Source organism: Herbaspirillum sp. SJZ106 (assembly GCF_006715495.1).
Classification (GTDB): Bacteria; Pseudomonadota; Gammaproteobacteria; order Burkholderiales; family Burkholderiaceae_D; genus Herbaspirillum.
Map to the genome: position 1 here is coordinate 391,682 of NZ_VFNI01000002.1, position 23,151 is coordinate 414,832.

At 63.3% G+C, this 23,151-nt stretch carries 23 protein-coding genes and 1 riboswitch; of the genes, 10 read left to right on the forward strand and 13 right to left on the reverse strand.

Annotated elements, in window-relative coordinates:
- Nucleotides 1-214: 214 nt before the first annotated feature.
- The 4 genes from FB598_RS06980 to FB598_RS06995 all read right to left on the reverse strand — a co-directional run bounded on the left by FB598_RS06980 (nucleotide 215) and on the right by FB598_RS06995 (nucleotide 3,878).
- Nucleotides 215-1,369 (reverse strand): D-alanyl-D-alanine carboxypeptidase family protein, encoded by a 1,155-nt coding sequence (locus FB598_RS06980; protein ID WP_141913855.1) that lies wholly within the window; start codon nucleotides 1,367-1,369, stop codon nucleotides 215-217.
- A gap of 249 nt (nucleotides 1,370-1,618) precedes the next feature.
- On the reverse strand, nucleotides 1,619-2,281 hold the full coding sequence (locus FB598_RS06985) for an alpha/beta hydrolase (RefSeq protein WP_141913854.1): 663 nt from the start codon (nucleotides 2,279-2,281) through the stop codon (nucleotides 1,619-1,621).
- Between the two features lie 19 nt (nucleotides 2,282-2,300).
- Entirely contained in the window at nucleotides 2,301-2,621 is a 321-nt protein-coding gene (locus FB598_RS06990) for a ferredoxin (RefSeq protein WP_141913853.1), read from the reverse strand.
- A gap of 93 nt (nucleotides 2,622-2,714) precedes the next feature.
- A complete protein-coding gene (locus tag FB598_RS06995; RefSeq protein WP_141913852.1) occupies nucleotides 2,715-3,878 on the reverse strand; it encodes a VanZ family protein in 1,164 nt (387 codons plus the stop codon).
- A gap of 209 nt (nucleotides 3,879-4,087) precedes the next feature.
- On the opposite strand from FB598_RS06995, the gene FB598_RS07000 reads away from it, so the two are divergent.
- From FB598_RS07000 to argB, 4 genes are all read left to right on the forward strand, one after another.
- On the forward strand, nucleotides 4,088-4,894 hold the full coding sequence (locus FB598_RS07000; RefSeq protein WP_141914215.1) for a biotin--[acetyl-CoA-carboxylase] ligase: 807 nt from the start codon (nucleotides 4,088-4,090) through the stop codon (nucleotides 4,892-4,894).
- A gap of 2 nt (nucleotides 4,895-4,896) precedes the next feature.
- The gene (locus tag FB598_RS07005) at nucleotides 4,897-5,670 is read left to right on the forward strand and encodes a type III pantothenate kinase (protein ID WP_141914214.1); all 774 of its coding nucleotides are present in this window, start codon (nucleotides 4,897-4,899) and stop codon (nucleotides 5,668-5,670) included.
- A gap of 47 nt (nucleotides 5,671-5,717) precedes the next feature.
- A complete protein-coding gene (locus FB598_RS07010) occupies nucleotides 5,718-6,488 on the forward strand; it encodes a hypothetical protein (RefSeq protein WP_141913851.1) in 771 nt (256 codons plus the stop codon).
- Between the two features lie 119 nt (nucleotides 6,489-6,607).
- Nucleotides 6,608-7,501 (forward strand): acetylglutamate kinase, encoded by an 894-nt coding sequence (argB, locus tag FB598_RS07015; protein WP_050467787.1) that lies wholly within the window; start codon nucleotides 6,608-6,610, stop codon nucleotides 7,499-7,501.
- A gap of 132 nt (nucleotides 7,502-7,633) precedes the next feature.
- On the opposite strand, the gene FB598_RS07020 is transcribed toward argB, so the two are convergent.
- Entirely contained in the window at nucleotides 7,634-8,539 is a 906-nt protein-coding gene (locus tag FB598_RS07020) for a TraB/GumN family protein (protein WP_255515739.1), read from the reverse strand.
- Between the two features lie 96 nt (nucleotides 8,540-8,635).
- On the opposite strand from FB598_RS07020, the gene FB598_RS07025 reads away from it, so the two are divergent.
- Nucleotides 8,636-9,379, forward strand: coding sequence for an HAD-IA family hydrolase (locus tag FB598_RS07025; RefSeq protein WP_141913849.1), 744 nt, complete (start codon nucleotides 8,636-8,638; stop codon nucleotides 9,377-9,379).
- A 36-nt stretch (nucleotides 9,380-9,415) separates the two neighbouring features.
- Here FB598_RS07025 and FB598_RS07030 read toward each other — a convergent pair whose 3' ends face one another.
- From FB598_RS07030 to FB598_RS07045, 4 genes are all read right to left on the reverse strand, one after another.
- Entirely contained in the window at nucleotides 9,416-9,988 is a 573-nt protein-coding gene (locus tag FB598_RS07030; RefSeq protein WP_141914213.1) for a Fur family transcriptional regulator, read from the reverse strand.
- Between the two features lie 78 nt (nucleotides 9,989-10,066).
- Nucleotides 10,067-11,056, reverse strand: coding sequence for a tyrosine recombinase XerC (locus tag FB598_RS07035; RefSeq protein ID WP_141913848.1), 990 nt, complete (start codon nucleotides 11,054-11,056; stop codon nucleotides 10,067-10,069).
- Nucleotides 11,057-11,162: 106 nt separating this feature from the next.
- A complete protein-coding gene (locus FB598_RS07040; protein WP_141913847.1) occupies nucleotides 11,163-11,831 on the reverse strand; it encodes a DUF484 family protein in 669 nt (222 codons plus the stop codon).
- A 330-nt stretch (nucleotides 11,832-12,161) separates the two neighbouring features.
- Nucleotides 12,162-13,301 (reverse strand): porin, encoded by a 1,140-nt coding sequence (locus tag FB598_RS07045; protein ID WP_141913846.1) that lies wholly within the window; start codon nucleotides 13,299-13,301, stop codon nucleotides 12,162-12,164.
- Between the two features lie 367 nt (nucleotides 13,302-13,668).
- Between FB598_RS07045 and FB598_RS07050 the strand changes: the two genes are divergently transcribed.
- A complete protein-coding gene (locus FB598_RS07050) occupies nucleotides 13,669-15,294 on the forward strand; it encodes an SEL1-like repeat protein (protein WP_141913845.1) in 1,626 nt (541 codons plus the stop codon).
- Between the two features lie 119 nt (nucleotides 15,295-15,413).
- Here FB598_RS07050 and dapF read toward each other — a convergent pair whose 3' ends face one another.
- Genes dapF through FB598_RS07065 form a run of 3 tightly spaced genes read right to left on the reverse strand, consistent with a single transcriptional unit; the run spans nucleotide 15,414 to nucleotide 18,047 of the window.
- Nucleotides 15,414-16,271, reverse strand: a complete 858-nt coding sequence (gene dapF / locus FB598_RS07055) for a diaminopimelate epimerase (RefSeq protein WP_141913844.1) — start codon at nucleotides 16,269-16,271, stop codon at nucleotides 15,414-15,416.
- A 46-nt stretch (nucleotides 16,272-16,317) separates the two neighbouring features.
- Complete coding sequence (locus FB598_RS07060; protein ID WP_141913843.1) at nucleotides 16,318-17,205, reverse strand: lipid A biosynthesis acyltransferase; 888 nt, start codon at nucleotides 17,203-17,205, stop codon at nucleotides 16,318-16,320.
- On the reverse strand, nucleotides 17,202-18,047 hold the full coding sequence (locus tag FB598_RS07065; protein WP_141913842.1) for a lysophospholipid acyltransferase family protein: 846 nt from the start codon (nucleotides 18,045-18,047) through the stop codon (nucleotides 17,202-17,204). The genes FB598_RS07060 and FB598_RS07065 overlap by 4 nt, the downstream gene beginning before the upstream one ends.
- 194 nt (nucleotides 18,048-18,241) lie before the next feature.
- Here FB598_RS07065 and metK point away from each other — a divergent pair, with 194 nt between their 5' ends.
- The 4 genes from metK (at nucleotide 18,242) to metF (ending at nucleotide 22,425) form a co-directional block, all read left to right on the forward strand.
- Entirely contained in the window at nucleotides 18,242-19,405 is a 1,164-nt protein-coding gene (metK, locus tag FB598_RS07070) for a methionine adenosyltransferase (protein ID WP_141913841.1), read from the forward strand.
- 154 nt (nucleotides 19,406-19,559) lie between these two features.
- A riboswitch (S-adenosyl-L-homocysteine riboswitch) is annotated at nucleotides 19,560-19,653 on the forward strand.
- A 28-nt stretch (nucleotides 19,654-19,681) separates the two neighbouring features.
- A complete protein-coding gene (ahcY, locus tag FB598_RS07075; protein WP_370454998.1) occupies nucleotides 19,682-21,106 on the forward strand; it encodes an adenosylhomocysteinase in 1,425 nt (474 codons plus the stop codon).
- 123 nt (nucleotides 21,107-21,229) lie between these two features.
- Nucleotides 21,230-21,586: a phage holin family protein gene (locus FB598_RS07080; protein ID WP_141913840.1), complete on the forward strand. Its 357-nt coding sequence runs from the start codon at nucleotides 21,230-21,232 to the stop codon at nucleotides 21,584-21,586.
- Nucleotides 21,583-22,425, forward strand: a complete 843-nt coding sequence (gene metF, locus FB598_RS07085) for a methylenetetrahydrofolate reductase [NAD(P)H] (RefSeq protein ID WP_141913839.1) — start codon at nucleotides 21,583-21,585, stop codon at nucleotides 22,423-22,425. Before FB598_RS07080 ends, metF begins: the two co-directional genes overlap by 4 nt.
- 126 nt (nucleotides 22,426-22,551) lie before the next feature.
- Here the strand turns inward: metF and FB598_RS07090 are convergent, their stop codons facing one another.
- Nucleotides 22,552-23,100 carry a 5-formyltetrahydrofolate cyclo-ligase gene (locus tag FB598_RS07090; protein WP_370454997.1) on the reverse strand — a complete coding sequence of 183 codons (549 nt, stop codon included), beginning with the start codon at nucleotides 23,098-23,100 and terminating at the stop codon, nucleotides 22,552-22,554.
- Between the last annotated feature and the right edge of the window lie 51 nt (nucleotides 23,101-23,151).

Sequence of the window (23,151 nt, forward strand, 5' to 3'; positions counted from 1 at the left end):
TAGCCGCAAAGCGGCGTATCGAAGCTTCTCCGTCGATACTTTGTCGGTCCAGGCTGGCTTCGATACGCGCCTGCGGCGCTACTCAGCCCGAACGGTGAGATACGGCGGCATGCGAAGAAAGACGCAGGGAGCCGGGGACGTTCAAGCATAGTCGCCAGCCATAAAAAAACGCCATCGGATCCCGATGGCGTTTTCGTTTGAAGCAGGTAGCTGATTACTTGAACATCAGGCGCAGCGAATCCCAGGCGCGCCCCAGGAAACCAGCCGGGCCGACCGATTCCAGCGCGACCACCGGCAATTCCGTCACGGTCTTGTCGTCGATGGTGACCTTCAGGGTGCCGACCTTGGCGTTTTCCGAGATCGGGGCGATCAGCGGGTCGTTGCGATCCAGGTGGGTCTTGACCTTGTCGGCGGTGCCCTTGGGGATGGTGATGTAGACGTCGTTCTTGAAGCCGACCTTGATCTTGCCTTGCGAACCCTTCCATACGTCAGGCGTGTCGACCGGCTGGCCCTTGGCGTACAGCTTTACGGCGTCGAAGTTCTGGAAGCCCCAGTTCAGCAGCTTCTGGCTTTCCTGCGTGCGCACTTGGTCGGACACGGTGCCGATCACCACCGAGATCAGGCGGCGTTCGCCGTTAGGTACCGGGCGGTGGGCCGAGGTGATCAGCGAATAGCCGGCGCTGGAGGTGTGGCCGGTCTTCATGCCGTCGACCGTCGGATCCAGCCACAGCAGGCGGTTGCGGTTGGGCTGGGTAATGTTGTTGTAAGTGAATTTCTTCACCGAGTAATACTTCTTGTAATACTCGGGGAAGTCGTTGATCAGGTTGCGGCACAGGATGGCCAGGTCGCGCGCGGTGGTGTATGTGTCCGGGCTGGGCAGGCCATGCGGGTTGGAGAAGTGGGTATTGGTCAGGCCCTGGCGCTGCGCTTCGCGGTTCATCAGCTGCACGAAGGCATCGTCGGTGCCGGACACGGCTTCGGCCACCGCCACTGCCGCATCGTTGCCCGAGACCGAAATCAGGCCGTACAGCAGGTTCTCGATCGACACCGGCTTGTTCGGTTCGATGAACATCTTGGAGCTGCTCGGATCGACCTTCCAGGCGTTGACCGAGACGCTGACTTCCTGCGGTTCGCTCAGGCGCTTGTCGCGCAGGGCGGCGAAAGCCAGGTAGGCGGTCATCAGCTTGGTCAGCGAGGCCGGTTCGACGCGCGTGTCGGCATCGGCGGAGGCGATCACCTGGTTGGCCGAGGCGTCCAGCAACAGCCAGGACTTGGCGGCCACGGTCGGCGGCGGCAGCGTCTGCGCGGAGGCGGACAGGGCGGAAATCGAAAGGACGGTGGCGGCGAAGGCCGCGAGTATTTTTTTCATCGGTGCCAAAGAGAAAATGCCAGCAGAGGGAAACATCGTTGCTGTAGTTTGAAAAGAAGATGGGTGGGTTCGGTTGCCGCCACGCAGCGAAAGGCCATTGGCCGGAGCCGCATGGCGAACTGCACGCCCGGGATTATAAACGCCGTGCGGCTTCCGTCCCAAGTTGAATGGATCGACTTCCCTGACGACCCCCCTCTCGGAAACCGCGCGCGGCGGCGATTTGCCGCATCGCCGCCGGTGCGCCGAAGCTCAGGGCAACGGCTGCGCCGGACGGCGATGCCAGGTTTCGACCACCACGTTCTTGATATGTTGCAGCTTGCGATGAAAAAAATGATCCGATCCGGGGATCACCACCACCGGCAGCTCCTGCGGACGGGCCCAGTCGAGCACGGCCGACAGTGGAATGGTGTCGTCCTGCTCGCCGTGGATCAGGATGGTGTTGGCCGGCGCCGGCGGCATCGGCCATTTGCCGGCGGCGGTGCCCACCAGCACCAGGCGTTCGGCGGCGCTGGCGGGAGCGTCCTGCAGCAGGCGCTGTTGCAGTTGCGCCTGCACGAAGGTGCCGAAGGAAAAGCCGCCGAGCGCCAGCGGCAGGTCCGGATATTGGCCGCGCATGTGCTTGAGCAGCAGCGCCATATCGTCGGTCTCGCCCACGCCGTGGTCGTGCACGCCCTCGGATTTGCCGACGCCGCGGAAATTCATGCGCACGGCGACATAGCCCAGCGCGAGGAAGGTGCGCGCCAGCGTCTGCGCCACCTTGTTGTCCATGGTGCCGCCGAACAGGGGATGCGGGTGGGCCACCAGCGCCAGGCCGGCCGGCGCGGCGAAGGTTTCTGGGTCCGGCAGGTCCAGCGCGCATTCGAGCTGGCCGACGGCGCCGGCAATCATGAAATTCTGGGTATGTGCGTTCATTGCTTTCTTGTCTTGCGGTTCAGATCTTGAGGCGGTCGACGATCTTGCCGCCGACGATATGGCTGTCGATGATCTCGTCGATGTCTTCATTGTCGACGTAGGTATACCAGGTGCCCTGCGGATAGATGACTACCACCGGCCCTTCCTCGCAGCGCTCCAGGCAGCCGGCCTTGTTGATGCGCACTTTGCCTTCTCCCGCCAGGCCCAGTTGCTTGATGCGTTTCTTGGCATGCTCCTGTGCGGCCTGGGCGCCCTTGTTGGCGCAGCAGGTACGCTCGCCGGGCTTGCGCTGGTTGAGGCAGAAGAAGACGTGGTGTTCGTAGAAAGGTTGGTCGCTCATGATGCGGATCGGTCCGTGGTCAGGTGGCGCGTGGGCGCCTGGTCAGCCTTGATGCGCCTGGTGTCGCGGCAAAACCGCCATGATACACCCCGCTCATTTTTGTTTCCGGTGCACCGGGTGGTAGAGGAACCAGATCGCCAGGAACGGCCATAGCACCGACAGGAACTGCGCGGCGCCGTCGAAGTTGAGGAACTTGCCTTGCACCCAGGTCTCCAGCGTGGAGATGTAGTACGGGTTGGCCGGTACCGCATTGGTAAGCGCCAGGCTGATGATCAGCGCCAGCGCGGCCAGTCGCCGTTGCGCCGTGGGCGGGGCGAAGGACAGGCCGGTGACCATCATGGCGCCGATCACGATGCCGCCGGCGGAACTGGCGGAAACCCAGACGAAGGCATTTTGCGGCGCGAAAAACAGCGCGCAGGCCAGCGATTTCACGGCGATGCAGCCGAACAGGTAGAGCATTACCAGCGCGCGGCGCGGCGCTTGCTTGCGCAACAGCAGCAAGAGCAGCAGCGCCGCGCCGGTCAGGCCGCAGGCGGTGACGATGACGTCGGCCAGCCAGTATTGTTCGGCGCTGAGCTGGGCGTTGTTGATCCAGGTGGTGGCCAGGTCGACAGGGGTGTCGAGCAGGTCGGAAAAGAAGGCCGACAGCGGCGGCACCAGGTGGCCCAGCCCGAACAGGTGGTTTTGCGGATAGACCAGCGCCAGCGGCCACAGCCCGGCGACCGCCAGGCCGCGGCTGGCCTCGCCGGAGAACCAGCGCCGCCGCATGGCAAGCAAACGGCTCTCGCGCAGGAAATAGCGGCTGCAAGCCGCGCCCAGCAAAGCCCCGACGAATACGCCGGCGGCATTGGTGAGAAGGTCGAGATTGGAGGGGATGCGCGTAGGCAAGTAAGTCTGCACCGCTTCCATGCAGGCCGACAGCAATACGCCGGCGGCCGTGGCCGGCCAGATCGCCCACGCCGGCGCGATGCGCGGGTGCATGGCCAGCACCAGCAGCATGCCCAGCGGAGCGTAGCCGGCGATGTTGGTCCAGATGTCGAAACCGGTCCAGTAATACGGCAGGCGCGACCACAGGTAATCGAACGGCCCCAGGCCCATGTCGCGCCAGCCCGAGAACGGATACCAGCTGGCATAGACGATCAGCAGCGTGTACACCAAGAGGCTCACGCGCGCGAAGGACGAGGCGGCGGGGGCAATGGGGGTGTTGGGAGGCGGCTTGCCGGATGGCGCCGGTGTCGTATTGGGCTTGGCTTCCATGGGCCAGAGGGTAACCGATTTTACCGGCCGCCACAGCCGCGTGCGCGGCTCTTTACATGGAATGGAGGTGTTGCGCGGCGGGCCTCCTGCGCGCCGCAGGCGGCGCTTTGTGGCCGTCTGCCGTTACAATGCGGCCTATGAACAAGACTTCCCATTTGCCGGCCGCGGCCTTGCCTGAACCCGCCTTCCGCGAGCGCGGCGACGGCGGGATGCTGGTTCAGGGCGAACGCGTCGCCAAGCTGCTGGCCGGTTCCGATAACGCCAACGTCAAGGACATCGTCGTCGAGGCCGTGGCGCAGACCGGGTCGACCAATGCCGACCTGATGCAGCGCCTGCCGACCCTGGCGCTGCCGGTGCTGCGCGTGGCCGACTGCCAGAGCGCCGGCCGTGGCCGCGCCGGCCGTGCGTGGCGCACCGCGCCGGAGACTTCGCTGACCTTTTCGCTGGCCTGGCGTTTCGAGCGGCCATTGCACGCGCTGCTGGGATTGCCGTTGGCGGTGGGCGTGGCGCTGGCCGAAGCGCTCCAGGTGCTGGGCGTGCAGGCGCAACTGAAGTGGCCCAACGATGTGCTGCGCGATGGCGCCAAGCTGGCCGGAGTACTGATCGAGACCGCCGCCGATGGCGGCGCCGGCCAGGCCACCTGGGCGGTCATCGGCATCGGCCTGAACCTGGGAGTGCCGCCCGATCTGGAATTCGAACTGGGACGCGCCATCGGCACTGCGCCTGAACTGCAAAAGCAGCCGCGCGAGACGGTGCTGGCCATCATCACCAGCGCGCTGGCCGATGTGCTGGTGGAGTTCGAACGGTACGGTTTCGGCGCTTTCATCGCGCGTTGGCAAGCATTCCATTCGTATGCCGGGCAGCCGGTGAAAATAATCGATAACGGCCGTATTGTGCAGGAGGGTATCGCCGCCGGCGTGGATGTGATGGGGCGCTTCCTGATCGATACCGGCGCCGGCCAGGCGGCGGTGCTGGCGGGCGATGTGTCGTTGCGTTTGCAGGAACAGGCATCGTGAGCATGCTGCTGATCGACGCCGGCAATACCCGGATCAAATGGGCGGTTCCGGCCGAAGGGGGCGCCAGCCGCTGGTTGCGCCAAGGCACGGTGGCGCGCGGCGAGGCCGCGTCGCTGGCGGCCGCATGGCGGCAACAGGGGCTGACGGTGGAGCGCGTATGCGTATCCAATGTCGCAGGGCCGGCCTTGCGCGAGACGCTGGACGAGGTATTGGAGCAGGCCTTCGGCGCCGATGTCGCGATCGAATGGTTCGCCTCGGTGCCGCAGCGCGCCGGACTGCGCAATGGCTACCGCAATCCCGGCCAGCTCGGTTGCGACCGTTTTGCCGCGGCCATCGGGGCGCGCGCCTTGTTTCCCGGGCAGGAGCTGGTGGTCGCGACTTGCGGCACGGCAACTACGATCGATGCCGTGAGCGCGGAAGGGGTGTTCATCGGCGGCATGATCCTGCCGGGGCTGGGCACGATGGCCACTTCATTGGCATTGTCGACCGCGCAGTTGCCGCAGATCGAATCCATTTCGCCGCTGGCGCAGCCATTTGCCGACAACACGGTGGATGCCATCGTCTCCGGCTGTATCGCAGCCCAGGCCGGCGCCATCGCGCATTCGCTGGATGAGCGCCGCCGCCAGGCGCCGCCGGGGCGCGCCTTGCGCTGCGTGCTGTCCGGCGGCGCCGGCGCGGCGCTGGTTGCGCATTTGAGGTTGGGCGATACGCCACTGGAAAAGGTGGATAATCTGGTCTTGGCCGGCCTGCATGCGGCCATGGTCTACAGCGGCTGAACGGCCGGCTGTCTCACTGGACAAGGCAAAGGAAGACGGAAGCGCGGATGAAGCTGAAATTGCTTTTTTGGCTACTGCTGATCGGCAACGGCATCCTGTTCGGATTGCAGCACGGTTATTTGGGCGCCACCGCTTCCGAGCGCCGCGAGCCGCAGCGCCTGGCCGAACAGTTGCACCCGGAGTTGCTGTCGATCCTGCCGCCCAACAGCCAGAAGCTGGTGCCGCAAGTTCGCACGCAAGACGCGCCAGCCCAGCCTGCCGCCGCCGCACCTGAGCCGGCATCCGGCGTCGCGCCTGCCACAGCGCCACCGTCGCCTGCGGCACCCCAGCGGGCCGCGGCGGCTGTCGCGCCGTCCTGCACCGAGGTCGGCAATTTCAGCGCTGCCGATGCGCGCCGCTTTTCCTCGCAACTGGCCAGCCTCAACCTGGGCGAGAAGGTGGTCCAGAAGCTGACGCAGGACGTCACCAGCCATATGGTCTACATCCCGTCGCAGGATGGTCGCGACGGCGCCGAGCGCCGTACGGCCGAACTGCGCCGCCTGGGCATCGGCGACTTTTATGTGATCCCCGAGAGTTCTCCCAATCCGGCGCTGCGCTACGGCATCTCGCTGGGCATCTTCCGTACCGAGGAGGCGGCCAAGGCGTATATCGGCCAGTTGATTGGGCGGGGCGTGCGCAGCGCGCGCATCATCGCCCGCCGCTCCGGCGCCGGCAAGCAGGTGTTCCAGCTGCACGACCTGAGCCCGGATGCGCGCGCCGCGCTCGACCAGATCAAGGGCGCCTTCCCGGACCAGGAAATCCGCGCCTGCTCGGCCTGAGCGTTCCGCGGCCGGTACGTTGCCATTAACGCACAGCCACGCACAGCCGCGCGAACGGATCGTTCTTTCCATGTAAAATCGCGTACCCAAGAACCCACCCCCACCCACAGGACACCGCCATGACCACCGACCTGACCAATGTTGCGCCACAGATCAAAGCCGAAATCCTGGCTGAGGCGCTGCCTTACATCCGCAAATTCCACGGCAAGACCATCGTCGTCAAATATGGCGGCAATGCGATGACCGAGGAAAGCCTGAAGCACGGTTTCGCGCGCGATGTGATCCTGCTGAAGCTGGTCGGCATGAACCCGGTGGTGGTGCATGGCGGCGGCCCGCAGATCGATGCCGCGCTGAAGAAGATCGGCAAGCAGGGAACCTTCGTGCAGGGTATGCGCATCACCGACGAAGAGACCATGGAAGTGGTGGAATGGGTGCTGGGCGGTGAAGTGCAGCAGGATATCGTGATGCTGATCAACCACTACGGCGGCCAGGCGGTGGGCCTGACCGGTAAGGACGGCGGCCTGATCCGCGCGCGCCGCATGCAGATGCCGGACAAGGAGAAGCCGGGCCAGTTCCTCGATATCGGTTTTGTGGGCGAGATCGAGGCGATCAATCCGGCGGTGGTCAAGGCGCTGCAGGATGACGCTTTCATCCCCATCATCTCGCCGATCGGCTTCGGCGACGACGGCCAGGCCTACAACATCAACGCCGACGTGGTGGCCGGCAAGATCGCCGAGATCCTGCATGCCGAGAAACTGATCATGATGACCAACATCGCCGGCGTGCAGGACAAGGCGGGCAACCTGCTGACCGACCTGTCGGCGCGCGAGATCGACGAAATGTTCGCCGACGGCACCATCTCCGGCGGCATGCTGCCGAAGATTTCCTCGGCGCTGGACGCGGCCAAGTCGGGCGTGAATACCGTGCACATCATCGATGGCCGCATCGAGCATTCGTTGCTGCTGGAAGTGCTGACCGAACAGGCTTTCGGCACGATGATCCGTTCGCACTAGGAATACAGGCGCTGGCGGCGGCCGGCGCCAGCGTGCATGCCATGGCAATGGTTGCGGGAATGAAAAAGGATGAGCTTGCTCATCCTTTTTCGTTTTTTGGTTTTCCGGTTCGCGGGTTTGAGGTCACGCCGTTCAGTAAATCTGTTCTACCTTGAGCCCTTTTTCTTTCAGCAGCGCGGGCACGCTGCGCGGGCCGACCAGGTGCAGAATGCCGATGGCGGCCACCGCCTTGTCATGCCTGGTCAGCAGCGCGGCGATGCCGTCGGCCAGATCTGGATTGCGCTCGTCCAGCAGCGCCTGGCGGGTGAAGGCACTGGCGAAGGATCGGTCTTGCTCCATTTCCTGCAATGCATTTTCGAATCCCTGGCTGTCCGCATGGCGCCAGGCGCCGACCAGTTCAGCCAGCTTGCGGGTGGTGTCGGCGTCATCCATCTCATCGAGCGTGTCGCCCAGGAATTGCGCCTGATGCGCGGCATCGAGCCGGGCGAAGATCGACATCTGCCGTTCGGCGCTTTCCAGTTCCACCACTGTTGCGCCATGCGCGCGGGCGGCGCCGGCCAGGTAGCTGTCTACCGCCAGTTCGGGGTGATAGCCGCTGCTGGCGTATTCCTGTACGGTCAGCACCATGGCCAGCATCCATGGCCGCAAGCCTTGCATCTGTTGCGCGGGCAACTGGTAGCGCTTGAGCGCGGCCATCGTGCGCTGGGCCAGCGCCGGGTCGAGATGATCTTCGAAGCGCTGGCCGGACGGGTAGATGCCGTATTTTTGCACCGCCGCCTGCAAGGCGCCGGCGTTTTGCGGATCCAGTTCCAGCGCCAGGACGGGGGCTTCGCCCAACGCCTGCGCGATGCGCCGTTCCAGCGGATAGAAGTCGCTGGCGCCGACGTGGATGGTGCCGAACAGGTGCAGCGTGTGGCGGCCGTCGGAAACCCGGTAGAGCGCGCCGCGGTTGGGCGGCTCCTGGCCGGTGGCCGCAGCCGCGGGCGCGGCGCCATGCGCCTGCGGCAGATAAAAACAGGACAGCAAAGCCAATGTCACTATAATCAGTCGTCCCGCAAAGCCTTTCACTGCTTGCCTTTCTTTTCTTGCATCGATATCGCCGCGACCCGGTACGGGGCGCGGATGGTTTGATTTATGGCGCCCAATACTACACCGCTCTGGCTGTTCGATCTCGACAATACCCTGCACAACGCGTCACACGCGATCTTCCCCGCCATCAACGCTAACATGAACCGGTACATGACGCGCGTGCTGGAGCAGGCCGGCCATCCGTGCGACGAGGCGGCGATCAACCATCTGCGCCGCCATTACTGGAAACTGTATGGCGCGACGCTGCTGGGAATGGTGCGCCACCATGACGTGCGCCTGGAAGATTTCCTGCACGAAGCCCATTTGTTCGATGATTTGCCGGGGATGGTGCGTGCCGAACGCGGCATCGGGCGTTGGCTGCAGCAGCTTCCGGGGCGCAAGATCCTGTTGACCAACGCGCCGCGCCGCTATTCCCGCGAGTTGCTGCGCCATCTGGGGTTGCACCGGCATTTCTCGCGCCATATCTCGATCGAGTCCATGCACGTGCACCGCCAGCTGCGTCCCAAGCCGTCGCGCCTGATGCTGCGCAAGCTGCTGGCGCGCGAGAAGATCAGTCCGCGCCGTTGCATCCTGGTGGAAGACACGGTGGACAACCTGAAGGCCGCCCGCGAGCTGGGCGTGCGTACCGCCTGGGTGACCCAGTATCTGATCGGCAATGCGATGCAGGGGCATCTGGCGGCGCAGCGCGTGCGCAGCCGCCTTCCTTCCTATGTCGACGTCAAGGTGAGTTCGGTGCGGCAGTTGCCGCGGCGGCTGGCCGGGCTGGGTGCCGCGCGTTCGCGGCACTGAGTGATGGGGACGGGGATGTGGCGTGGGTCGCCGGACTCAGTCCGCGCAGTCCGCGCACCAGCCTTTGATGGTCAGTTCCACTTCGTGGCTTTGGAAGCCCTTGCCCAGCGTCTTGCGCAGGGCCGATTGCAGTTGCGCGGCGGTGGAGCGGTGCTTGTCGGCGTCCGGCAGCACGGTGGCCAGGAAGTCGGTGCCGTCGCTGGCGTCCAGGCAGAATACGCGCGCGCAGCGCGTGCACTTGAAATGCCCGTGCTGGTGCTGTTTGCCGTGCGAGTGATCGTGCAGGCCGTGTTCCGGATGGTCGGCGCCGGCGCTGTAACGGAAGATGCGGTCGTCGCTGGAGATCTTGTGTGCCAGGCCGGCTTCGGTCAGGCAATCCAGCGCGCGGTACAGGGTGACGCGATCCATGCCGGCGAAGCGATCCTGGATATCCTGGTGCGAGGCCGCGCTGCGGGTTTCCAGCAATGCGCCCAATACGTTCACGCGCGCCTGCGTCACGCGCACGCCCGCCTCGCGCAGCTGCGCCTGGGCCAGCGCGGCCATGGAGTCGGCTTGGGCGCTGTGGCTGCTGGCTGGAATAGCGGCGGGTTTGGCTTTCATGGGCGGCATCAACATGGTGATTCAGCCTCTATTCTAGCCGATGCATGACGGGGTTTCCTGTCGCCTTGCAGCAGGAATCGATGGGGCCTATTTGGGGCCGTTCTTCTTGGCGCGCGGATGCGCCTGGTCGTAGACCTGGGCCAGGCGCTGGAAGTCGAGCGCGGTATAAACCTGGGTGGCGGTGATGGAGGCGTGGCCCAGCATTTCCTGCACCGCGCGCAGGTCGCCGGAGCTTTGCAGTACGTGGGAGGCGAAGGAGTGGCGCAGCATGTGCGGATGCACATCGCTGGCCATGCCCAGCGCCTGGGCGTGGGTTTTCAGGCGCAATTGGATGACGCGGGCGGACATGCGCGTGCCGCGCTCGGTCAGGAACAACGCATGCCGGTCGGGCCCGGCATCCGCTTTCACCAGCGATGCGCGGATCGGCAGCCAGTCGGCAATGGCTTGCCGGGCGGCTTGCCCCACCGGTACCTTGCGCTTTTTGTCGCCCTTGCCGGTGACGGTGACCTCGGCGTTCTCCAGGTCGATCCAGCCGGCTGACTCATAAGCGCCTTCCCGGGTATCGGCGATGTCGATCGTCCCCAGTTCTGACACGCGCAGGCCGCTGGAGTACAGCAGCTCAAACATGGCGCGGTTGCATGCGGCCATGGTGGAAGAAGGATCCTTGCCCGGATTGCCCTGCGACACCAGCCGGATGGCATCGTCGGCGGCCAGCGCCTTGGGCAGCGGCTTGCTTTTCTTGGGCGGCTTTACGCCATCCACCGGATTGGCCTTCAATTCGACTTCCATCGACAGCCAGGCGAAAAAACCGCGCCATGCCGACAATTTGCGCGAGATCGAGCGCGCATTCAGGCCGCGCGCGTGCAGTTGCGCCGCGCATTTGCGGATCTGGAATTGGCTGGTCTTGCGGAAATCAAGGGCGCCATCGCCGCTGGCCGGATTGGCCGCCGTGGACAGCAGGCCGAGCAGTTCCTGCAGGTCGCGGCCATAGTTTTCCGTGGTATGGGCGGACAGTTTGCGCTGGGTGCGCAGCGTGGAGAGGTATTGCTGAATCAGCGAGTGCGGGGCGGTATCCATCGGCGCTCATTTCTTAGAACCTGCTCAGGTTCCCAGGCTGTGCCACGCTGCCCGGACGCGGCGAAATAAGGCGGAGGCGGATAAAGGCCGTACGGGCGGCCCGTTTTCAGCGCAGCAGGCAGGCCAGTGCCGCGCTGGCGGTTTCGCCGATGCGGGTGAGGAAGTCGGTGCCCATCTCCGCAGTGAAGCGATTGGGGTCGCCCGAGCCCAGCACCAGCAGGCCGAATGAGTCCGGCGAGGCGCCGCCGCGCAGCGGCAGGATCGCGACCGATTTGACCGAGGCGGCGTCTTCCAGCCATGAGGCGGCTTCGAAGTCCTTGTTGGGACCGCAAAATGGCGCGGAGAGGCCATTGGCGAAAATCCGCGCATCTTCCGACACCGACTGCGTGAACCATTGCGCGGCATGCGTTTCGGGCAGATTCCACAGGCGCAGGGTAACTTGCGGCACATGGAAGATTTCTTTCAACTGATCGGCCAGCGTGTGCGGCAGGTCGGTCTCATTGCGCGCCAGCAGCAGGGCGCGCGTCCATGCCTGGAACTTGTTGGTGATTTCGTCGTTTTCCTGGGCGATGCGCATCAGGTCGGCCATGTGCAGCTCCTGCACCTTGATCTTTTCGCGCAGGATTTCCATCTGGCGTTCCTGCAGGGAAACGGCGCGGCCCATGACCGGGCTGGTCAATTTGATTCTCGACAGCAACTCTGCATGCTCTTCGAAGAAGCCAGGGTGATCAAGCAGGTATTCGGCAATCAGATCGGAGTCCAGTTGGGTGGTCATCGCTAGTGTGTTCGTATGTGTGTCACGGCAGTGTTGTCAGGCGGGATCATGTTTTCTCCATGCCGCCAGGCAATGCCAAGAGTATCGCGAGATTATCCTCGCTATCGGAAAGGCTGACAATCGCTGAGAGCGCTTCTTCCGGCTTTGCCGGCAGGCGGTCTGTTGCGGAGTGCGTAGGCACAGAGAGTCAAACCGGGAGGGCCGTTCGGAAAAATGACGCAGGGGCGCGGAATAAGAAACGGGCTTGCATGATTGCTCATGCAAGCCCGAATCGGTTTTAACTCAAGTAGTGAAGACCGGCATTTTCATGCCGGGCATCAGGTCCTTAAATTAGAACTTGTGGCGGATACCAACTGCAACAGCGGTTTGGCTGGCATCGGAACCAGTCGTGTCGCCGTAGACGCCAGTGTTGATCATGTCCGAAGCACGGATGTTCGACACGAAGGCATACAGATCGGTACGCTTGGACAGCCAGTAGTCAGTACCCAGGTTGATTTGGGTCAGCTTGCCCTTGCCATCAACGCTCTTGAAGCTGGCGCGAGTGTGTTGCACGCTAGCCAGCAGCTTCAGGGAGGGGCTCAGGGAGTAAGCGGTACCCAGTTCGTACACGTCAGCCTTGTTGGCGTTTGCCAGGGTCTGGTTGGCAGTCGTAGTCACGGAAGGGCTCAGGTCTTGCTTGACGCGCGACCAGTTACCGTACACACGTGCCGGACCAAACTGGTAGCTAGCCACAACGTTCAGAACCTTGGCAGCGGAGTTGCCTGCGTTGGTTGCATCGCCAGCGCCAGCGGAGCTCAGCAGCGAGGTGTCAGACGGGGTCGAACCTTGCTTCGATTGGTAGTAGTTCAGACCCAAGCCCAGAGGGCCGTTGTCGTATTTACCGCCAATACCGAAAGCTTGGCCAGCCGAAGTTTGACCAGCGGTTTCACCGAAACCGTAGATCAGGTTACCGGTAAAGCCGCTCAGGTTAGCGGTGGTGTAGCTGATCGAGTTGTTGGTACGGGTGCCTTCCAGGCGATCCAGGTTGTGGCCGACGGCGCCGGTCACGCCACCGAAGTCAGCCACCGAAGTGTAAGCGGAGATGGTGTCGGCGAAGTCGGTTTGACGACCCAGCAGCACGCTACCGAAACCGCCTTGCAGACCGACGACCGACTTACGACGGAACAGGGTGTTGGTGGTCTTGGTATCATCCAGCGCACCGGTGTCGTTCTTGAAGCCAGCTTCCAGGTTGAACACGGCCGACAGACCGCCGCCCAGATCTTCAACGCCCTTGAAACCGATACGCGAACCCTGGATGACGCCCGAGTTCAGGCCGAACTTGCTGCCGGTGTTACCAGTGGTGGTGTTAACAGCCTTGCTGGTGTATGCAATACCAGTATCAACGATACCGTAGATAGTAACGGAGCTTTGTGCTTGAGCAGCACCTGCGAACGCGCCGAGAACGGCCAGTGCCAGCAGAGATTTTTTCATTTGACATCCTTCTATAAAAATAGTCTTGAGGATCCGTACTTCTAGTCGGATGGTGAGACATTAAGGGTTCTCATTTGGCATGGCCGCAGATTGGTCGTTTGGCGGCTGGAATTTTGGTTGAAAGCGTCAAACTGCTTGCTGAGTGTTGTTTTTTTCAAACGCTTTCCATGCGAAGGATCCGTTCAAAGCGGATTTTCGCTTGCGGGGTACGCCTTGTTATCGGCCCTTTGAGGGGGAACTTGATCCGATCCGTCTCATGCGTCAAATTGTTGTTAAAAAGATGCATTTATAGTGTTTCGTCTTCCATTTTAAAAAAATGTGATTTGTAGGGCATAATTTTGATTTTCTGATCTATCGCAGAAGGCTAATGGCAAATCGAGAAGATCTGGCAATCATCCGCGCCGCGCGGGCCGGCCAGGCCGAGGCGCAGCTCACCCTGGGCAAGCGTTACCTGTTTGGCGGTAACGGCTTGCCCCAAAGTCTGGGAACCGCATTCCACTGGCTGGAGCGCGCCGCGCGCCAAGGACTGGCGGATGCGTGGATGCTGATCGCCCAGCACATCCCCTATGAAGTGGTCATGCCCCTGGCCAGGCCGCAGGATGCGGCCTTATGGTACGAGCGGGCATTCGATGCCGGACTGAGCAAGGCCGGACTGGTGTTTGCCAGGCTGGTGCTGGGCAATGTTGCGCAGATCAGCGCCGATCTTAAAAAGAAGGCGATCCGGGCGCTGGAGGTGGTGGCGCGCGAGGGCAACCCTGATGCCCAATGGTTGTTGGCCCAGCAAAGTCCTGAGGTACAGCGGCAGTTGGCCCAAAGCGGCGAGGCTGTGGCTGCAGTTGCAGCCGGTGCAGAGCTGGCGCCACAGGTAGCCCGGCCGCAGGATGAAATCCGCCAGTGGACCCAGAGGGCTGCCGACGCCGGCATCGAACAGGCCCAGCATGCGTTGGCCGATGCGGCGTGGAGCCAGTCGGACATGCCGGGGTTCCTCCAGCGCGCCCAGCCCCTGGCCGATGTATTGCTCAGGCAATATGAGACGGTGGCCGGCCAGCTGAATGCGCCGGCCGAGATGCTGGCTTCCAGCCTCGGTGGACAGAACATACAACTGTTAAGGCGTTTGGCCCAGGTACGGCTGGCCGAGGCGCAGCCCAACTTGCTCTATGTCCAGCAATTGCTGGAGCTGGCCGCTTTGGCCGGGGATCGCGATGCCCAGTTGGGGCTTGGACTGTTATATGGGCGGATGGACGAGCAGGGTGAGCGGCAATTCCCTGGGCGAGGTTCTGCTAATTACAAGAAGGCGATCCGCTGGCTGACGCTGGCCGGAGAGCAGGGCATGGCGGCAGCCTGGTATGCCTTGTCGCGCATTTACCTGAAACCGGAATTTTCCCAGCGCAACCTGGCCGATGTACAGCACTATCTGGAGCGCGCGGCGGAGATGGGGCATATGGCGGCGCAACTGGAATGCGGCGTCACGGCCTGGCGCAATCGCCGCGACGACCCGGCCAATGATGTGCGCGCCCTTTACTGGCTGCAAAAGGCCGCTACCCAAGGCAGCGTCCAGGCGCAAGCATTGCTGGAGAAAGTCGCCGATCGTCCCGGCACGGCGCCGTGGGCGGTGCAGGCGCGCGCGCAGCTGACCCGGGAGCAGGTCAACGCCTACCCGTTCCTGGCGGCGCGCATCGAGCTGGCGGCCTTGTTCAACCTGACGCGGCCGGAGGCCTTGCTGCTCGACCTCAAGCAGGCCGACTGCGGCCATTGCCTGATGGTCGACATCCGCGCCCAGTATGCGCGCAGCAAGCGCCGCCTGATCATGGTCGAGACGGGCGAAGAACGCGGCGCGCTCAACCGCATCGGTCGCTTGTTCGAAGACGTGGATTGCGGACCATCCGGTCCCGAGGGCAATTACCGGCAGCGCCTGTATCGTTTGAAGACGGTTGTGCCCGATGCAGACTCGAACGCGGAAGAGGCTCAAGAGCAAGGTGTGGGCGTTGAATGAGGATTCATTGCTCTTCCTGTCGATGCACTGAGTTCCAGGCGCTTCCCTGAATAAAAATGGCTTGCCAAGCGGCAAGCCATTTTTTATTCAGGACGATACTTCGGCCAGCGGCGCCGGTATCAATCCGGCAAGTCGATTTCGCCTTCGAACACCGACACCGCAGGGCCGGTCATCAGCACTGGCTGGCCTGCGCCCTGCCAGGCGATGCTGAGTATGCCGCCATGCGTTTGCACGGCGACCGGCGAATCCAGCAGGCCGCGGCGAATCCCGGCCACCACCGCCGCGCAGGCGCCGGTGCCGCAGGCCAGCGTTTCGCCGGCGCCGCGCTCATACACGCGCAGGTTCACATGATGGCGGTCGACGATCTGCATGAAGCCGGCGTTGACCCGGCGCGGGAAGCGCGGATGATGTTCGATCAGCGGGCCATCCTGCAGGACCGGGGCCGCTTCGGTGTCGGCCACCACCTGTACCGCGTGCGGGTTGCCCATCGATACTACCGAAATCCAGGCTGTCTTCCCGGCAACATCGAGCGGCCAGAGGGCGTCCTGGCCTTCCATGCGGCTTTCCAGTCCGGCGCTGTCGAACGGCACGTCGGCCGGCGCCAGGATCGGGGCGCCCATGTCGACGGTGATACGCCCATCCTCTTCCAGCCGGGGTTCGATGATGCCCGACATGGTTTCCACCCGGATCGCGCGCTTGTCGGTCAGGCCCTTGTCGGTCACGAATTTCACGAAGGCGCGCGCGCCGTTGCCGCATTGCTCCACCTCGCCGCCATCGGCGTTGTAGATGCGGTAACGGAAATCCACGCCATCGCCGCGGGCCTTTTCGACCACCAGCATCTGGTCGGCGCCGATGCCGAAACGGCGGTCGGCAATGAACTTCCACTGGTCGGGCCGGAGGAAAATGGCTTGGTTGATGGCGTCCAGCACGACGAAGTCATTGCCGGCGCCATGCATCTTGGTGAATTTGATCTTCATGAAGACATTATAGGGCCGCTTTTTTACAGGAAGGCAGGCTGAATGTTCAGCCGGCCGTGTCGCGGCGGTAAGGATCGGGTTCGCCGGGCGGACGGGTCTTGAAGCGCTTGTGGGCCCAGAAGTATTCGGCAGGGGTTTCGCGCACGCGTTCTTCGATGAAGGCGTTCATGCGGCGGGTGGCGGCGACGATGTCGTCGCCCGGGTAATCCGTCCAGGCCGGATAGAAGGTGGTCTTCCAGCCGCGGTAGCCGGGCAGGAAGGTGGTGACCACCGGCACGACCGACGCGCCGGTGGCCGAAGCGATGCGCGCGGTGGCCGTGAGCGTGGCGGCGGGCACGCCGAAGAAAGGGACGAATTCGGCGTCGCGGATGCCGAAATCCATGTCCGGCAACATGAGAAAGGGCAGGCCGCCGCGCATGGCGCGGATGATCGGTTTGACGCCCTTCTCGCGCGTGAGCAGGGTGACCGGCTTGAAGCGCGAGCGTCCCTTGAGCAGGGCTTCATCGATGATCTGGTTCTGCTGGCGTGCATAGAGGGTGCATACCGAATACTCGGAATTGATCCCCAGCGAGATGCCGGGGATTTCCAGGCAGACAAAGTGCGGGCACAGCAGGATGACGGGGCCGGCCTTGAGGGTCTCGAAGGGGATGCCCGGCTCGATCTTGATGAGTCGTCTCAGGCGCGCCTCGGAGGCCCACCACAGCACGCCGCGCTCCAGCGCGCTGCGGGCATAGGCCTGGAAATGCCGGCGCGCGATGTCGCGGCGCTCTTCCTCGGACTTTTCGGGAAAGCACAGGCGCAGGTTGACCAGCGTGATGCGCCGGCGCGGCCGCATATACATATAAAGCAGCGAGCCCAATGCTTCGCCAAGGCGGCCAAGGATGGGGAGTGGCAGCCAATGCAGCAGCCACATGAGTCCGATCAGGGCCCTCATTGCATCTCCTCCGGTCTGGCCACGCCCGGCGGCACCTTGTAGCGGTTGTAGCTCCATATATATTGGGCCGGACATTGGGCGATCAGCGCCTCCATGGCGGCGTTGATGGCGCACGCCTGTTGCTGCGGGGTATCGCCCAGTTCGCCTTCAAAGGGCACGAAACGCACGGCGTAACCGCGTCCCCACGACAGCCGCTCGGCATAAACGAGCACGATGGGCGCGCCGCTCATCTGGTGCAGCTTGGCCGACAGGGTCATCGTATAGGCCGGTTTGCCGAAGAAATCGGCCCAGACGCCTTCGCCATTCTGCGGCACCTGGTCGGGCAGCAGGCCGATCGCCTGGCCGCTCTTCAGGGCCTTGAGCAGGATACGCACGCCCGCCAGGCTGGCCGGAGCCAGGTGCAGGTTGGCGCGCGCCCTTGCGCCCTCGATCAGCGGCTTGAGCGCCGCCTTGCGCGGCGGGCGATACAGCGCGCTGAGTCGGGTGCGCTGCGCCACGGCCTGTGCGGTGATCTCGAAGCATCCCAGGTGCGGGGTAAGCAGAATCAGGCCGGACTTGGCATCCAGCGCCTGCTGGGCGAATTCCCAACCCTCGACGCGGGCGGTACGCAACACCCGGCCGGGGTTGGCGCACCAGATGAAGGGCAATTCGAACATGCCTTTCCCGGCTTCGCCGACAGCCTTATATAAATGGGCGCGATGGCCGGCGCGTTCGATGTTGTCGATGAAACGCCGCCGGTAGGCGGGCGATGCCAGAAAGACCAGCCAACCCATTGCCAGCCCGATGGCGTGCAAAACCGGCAAGGGCAAAAAGGACAACAGGCGGAATAAAGAAACGAGCATACTTGCCGATAACAGGGACAGGGCCGTAAAAACAACCGTCAAATTGCAGAAAATCGCAAGAGGCGTAAAATAGCACATGCCGTCGAGTTAATGACAACTTGCGAGACGGGGTACAAATATCGCTAAAGCGTCGCAGGCTCGACAAATGATTGGCCGCGACATGGGTTTAATCACTTATTGTTAGAGGCTGCAGCATGTCCAACGAATTTCTCTTCACCTCCGAATCCGTCTCCGAAGGCCATCCCGACAAGGTAGCCGACCAGATTTCCGACGCGATCCTGGACGCCATTCTCACCCAAGACCCGCAATCCCGCGTTGCTGCAGAAACCCTCTGCAACACCGGCCTGGTCGTGCTGGCCGGCGAGATCACCACGCGCGCCAACGTCGACTACATCGACGTCGCCCGCGAAACCATCAAGCGCATCGGTTACGACAACGCCGACTTCGGCATCGACTACAAGAGCTGCGCCGTGCTGGTCGCCTACGACAAGCAATCGCCCGACATCGCCCAGGGCGTTGACGAGGGCCGCGGCGTCGATCTGGAGCAAGGCGCCGGCGACCAGGGCCTGATGTTCGGTTATGCCTGCAACGAAACCCCGGAACTGATGCCTGCCGCGATCTACTATGCGCACCGCATCGTCGAGCGCCAGTCGCAACTGCGCAAGGACGGCCGCCTGCCATGGCTGCGTCCGGACGCCAAGTCGCAGGTGACGCTGAAGTACGTCGATGGCAAGCCGGTCGCCATCGACACCGTGGTGCTGTCGACCCAGCACTCCCCGGAGATGCAGCAAAGCGCTATCCATGAAGCGGCCATCGAAGAGATCATCCGCCCGGTATTGCCGGCCGAATGGCTGAAGAATACCCGCTACCTGATCAACCCGACCGGCCGCTTCGTCATCGGCGGTCCGCAGGGCGACTGCGGCCTGACCGGCCGCAAGATCATCGTCGACACCTACGGCGGCGCGGCTCCGCACGGCGGCGGCGCGTTCTCCGGCAAGGATCCGTCCAAGGTCGACCGTTCGGCCGCCTATGCCGGCCGCTACGTGGCCAAGAACATCGTGGCCGCCGGCCTGGCCGAGCGTTGCCAGATCCAGGTCTCCTACGCCATCGGCGTGGCCAAGCCGACTTCGGTGATGGTGACCACCTTCGGCACCGGCAAGATCAGCGACGAACAACTGGGGCACCTGGTGCGCGAGCATTTCGACCTGCGCCCGAAGGGCATCGTGCAGATGCTGGACCTGCTGCGCCCGATCTACGCCAAGACCGCCGCCTACGGCCACTTCGGCCGCGAAGAGCCGGAATTCAGCTGGGAGCGCACCGACAAGGCCGCCGCACTGCGCGCTGCCGCCGGGCTGTAATATCTTCTGCGCACGCGGGGCGATTGGGGCTCGCAAGGGTTTCCCAATCGCCATCGGCGCGCTAGAATGCACCTCCCGCGGGGTTTCCTCCGCACCGTTCCCGCACGTTGGCATTGCATGCAGGGGACGGCAGCAAGATTGCACAATGCCTCACCGCGGCAAGGAGCGTTGCGACAGGGAAATCCTGCCAGGCTTGCTTGCGGTGAACAGGCTCCCGCCAGGGGGCCTGGCAACCGCGCTCACGTTACTTTTTTTCTGATTCTATGAAAGGAGGGCGTGAACAACGCCGTTGCCATGTCTACTACCGCATCCCAAGACTACATCATCGCCGACATCGGCCTGGCCGACTGGGGCCGCAAGGAAATCAAGATCGCCGAGACCGAAATGCCGGGCCTGATGGCGATCCGCGAAGAGTTCGCCGCGGCCCAGCCGCTGAAGGGCGCGCGCATTACAGGCTCGCTGCACATGACCATCCAGACCGCGGTGCTGATCCAGACGCTGGAAGCGCTGGGCGCCAAGGTGCGCTGGGCTTCCTGCAACATCTACTCGACCCAGGACCACGCCGCCGCGGCCATCGCCGCCAACGGCACCCCGGTGTTCGCGGTCAAGGGCGAGAATCTTGACGAATATTGGGAATACACCCACCGCATCTTCGAATGGACCGACGGCGGCTATTCCAACATGATCCTGGACGACGGCGGCGACGCCACCCTGCTGCTGCATCTGGGCGCGCGCGCAGAGAAGGACATCTCGGTGCTGGACAAGCCGGATTCGGAAGAAGCGGTGTGCCTGTTCAACTCCATCAAGCGCTACCTGGCCAAGGATGCCAACTGGTACTCCAAGCGCCTCAAGGAAATCAAGGGCGTCACCGAAGAAACCACCACCGGCGTGCACCGCCTGTACCAGATGCACAAGGAAGGCAAGCTGGCCTTCCCGGCGATCAACGTCAACGACTCGGTCACCAAGTCCAAGTTCGACAACCTGTACGGCTGCCGCGAATCGCTGGTGGACGGCATCAAGCGCGCCACCGACGTCATGATCGCCGGCAAGATCGCCGTCATCGCCGGCTACGGCGACGTCGGCAAGGGCTCGGCGCAGGCCATGCGCGCGCTGTCGGCGCAAGTCTGGGTCACCGAGATCGACCCGATCTGCGCACTGCAGGCCGCCATGGAAGGCTACCGCGTGGTGACCATGGATTACGCCGCCGAACACGGCGACATCTTCGTCACCTGCACCGGCAACTACCATGTGATCACCCATGACCACATGAAGAAGATGAAAGACCAGGCCATCGTCTGCAACATCGGCCACTTCGACAATGAAATCGAAGTCGCCGCGCTGAAGCAATACACCTGGGAAAACATCAAGCCGCAAGTCGACCACATCATCTTCCCGGACGGCAAGCGCATCATCCTGCTGGCCGAAGGCCGCCTGGTGAACCTGGGCTGCGGCACCGGCCACCCGTCCTACGTGATGAGCTCGTCCTTCGCCAACCAGACCATTGCCCAGATCGAGTTGTTCGTCAACACCAAGAACTACCCGATCGGCGTCTACACGCTGCCCAAGCATCTGGACGAGAAGGTCGCCCGCCTGCAGCTCAAGAAGCTCAATGCGCAACTGAGCACGCTGACCGAGGAACAGGCGGCGTATATTGGCGTCAAGACCGAAGGTCCGTACAAGGCCGATCACTACCGTTACTGATCGGTTGTGCACGATCGGGCTGTTGCCTGATCGTGCCGTGCCTGCACCATACGGGCTGTCGTCACGTTGCCGCTGCGCGTGCGGCAGCCCGTCCAATTCTGACAAGGCCCGAAAGGAAGTGCCATGTTTATGTTATTGCTGACCTGGCTGATCAATGCCCTGGCCCTGCTGGCCGTTCCCTACCTGATGCACTCGGTGCAGGTCGACAGTTTCGGCTCCGCCCTGGTGGCCGCGCTGATCCTGGGCTTCGTCAATACCATCGTGCGCCCCGTGCTGGTGGTGCTGACCCTGCCGGTGACCGTGCTCACGCTGGGCCTGTTCATCCTCATCATCAACGGCCTGATGTTCTGGGTGGTGGCGCAACTGGTGGGCGGTTTCCATGTCGGCGGTTTCTGGTCGGCGGTGGGCGGCGCGCTGCTCTACAGCATCGTGTCCTGGGCCTTGTCCACCCTATTGCTGAAATCCGGATCGAACCGATGAACAAGCATAATTTCAGTATCGAATTCTTCCCGCCCAAGACGCCGGAAGGTGCCGAAAAACTGCGCGCCACGCGCGCCAGGCTGGCCGAATTGCAGCCGAAGTATTTCTCGGTGACCTTCGGCGCCGGCGGTTCGACCCAGCAGGGCACGCGCGATACCGTGCTGGAAATCACCGCCGAAGGCCATGAGGCGGCGCCGCACCTGTCCTGCATCGGCAGTTCGCGCGCCAGCCTGCGCGCCATCCTGGACGACTACAAGACCAACGGCGTCAAGCGCCTGGTGGCGCTGCGCGGCGACTTGCCCAGCGGCTATGGCGCGATGGGCCAGGCCTCCAGCGAATTCCGCTATGCCAACGAGCTGGTCGAATTCGTGCGGGCGGAAACCGGCGACTGGTTCCACATCGAAGTGGCGGCTTACCCCGAGATGCATCCGCAGGCCAAGTCGCCGCAGGACGATGTGCAGAACTACGCGCGCAAGGTGAAGGCCGGCGCCAATTCGGCCATCACCCAATACTTCTACAACGCGGATGCCTATTTCCGCTTCGTGGACGATGCCGCCAAACTGGGCGCCGAGGTGCCGGTCATCGCCGGCATCATGCCCATCACCAATTACTCGCAACTGGTGCGCTTCTCGGACATGTGCGGCACCGAAATCCCGCGCTGGGTGCGCCTAAAGCTGGCCAGCTACGGCGACGACGTCGACTCCATCCGCGCCTTCGGGCTGGATGTGGTCAGCCAATTGTGCGAACGCCTGCTGGCCGGCGGCGCGCCTGGCCTGCATTTCTACTCGCTCAACCAGGCCGGGCCGACGCAGGCGGTGTGGCAGCGTCTGGTCAAGTAAGCTTGGCTGGAAAGCGGCAGTAATGAGCCGCAGTAATAAAAAATCCGGATATACACATATATCCGGATTTTTTTATTGTCGTTCCGCTACGCCTATGCAGAACATCTTGGTGCGGTGCTGTCGTATTTATTCAATGGCATCGGTCAGCACCAGATCCAGCGGCATGTCGTGCCGTTCGGCCGCGAATTCCACCAGCCCGAAGGCATAGCATACCCCCACGGCCAGCGGCCGGTGCGGACCCGCCAGTGTGCGGTCGTAAAACCCGCCGCCATAGCCCAGCCGCATGCCGGCGGCATTGAAGCCGACGCAGGGCACCAGCAGGGCCTGCGGCTGCACTACCGGCGCCTCTTCGCCCGGAACCAGTGTTCCCAGGGCGTCTTTGCTCAGCGCTTCGCCGGGCAGCCAGCGACGAAATTCCAGAGGTGAATCTTTATTGGTGACGATCGGCAAGGACAGGTGCACGCCACGCGCGGCCAGCGCGTTATAGGCGGCAAGCAGGTCGGGTTCCTTGCGGATGGGATGATAGACCCCGATGCTGGCGATGCCATGCGCCAGGCACCAGGCCAGCACGCGACGGCCGATCAGTTCATCCGAGACCGCCTTGCCATGCGCGTCCAGCGCCTTGCGGCGCGCCAGCAAGTCGGCGCGCAGGGCGTTTTTCAGTTGCCTGTCCAAGGCCTGTTCCCGATTCGGCGCGTGAGGGCCGCATGCTATGCTTGGCGTCGT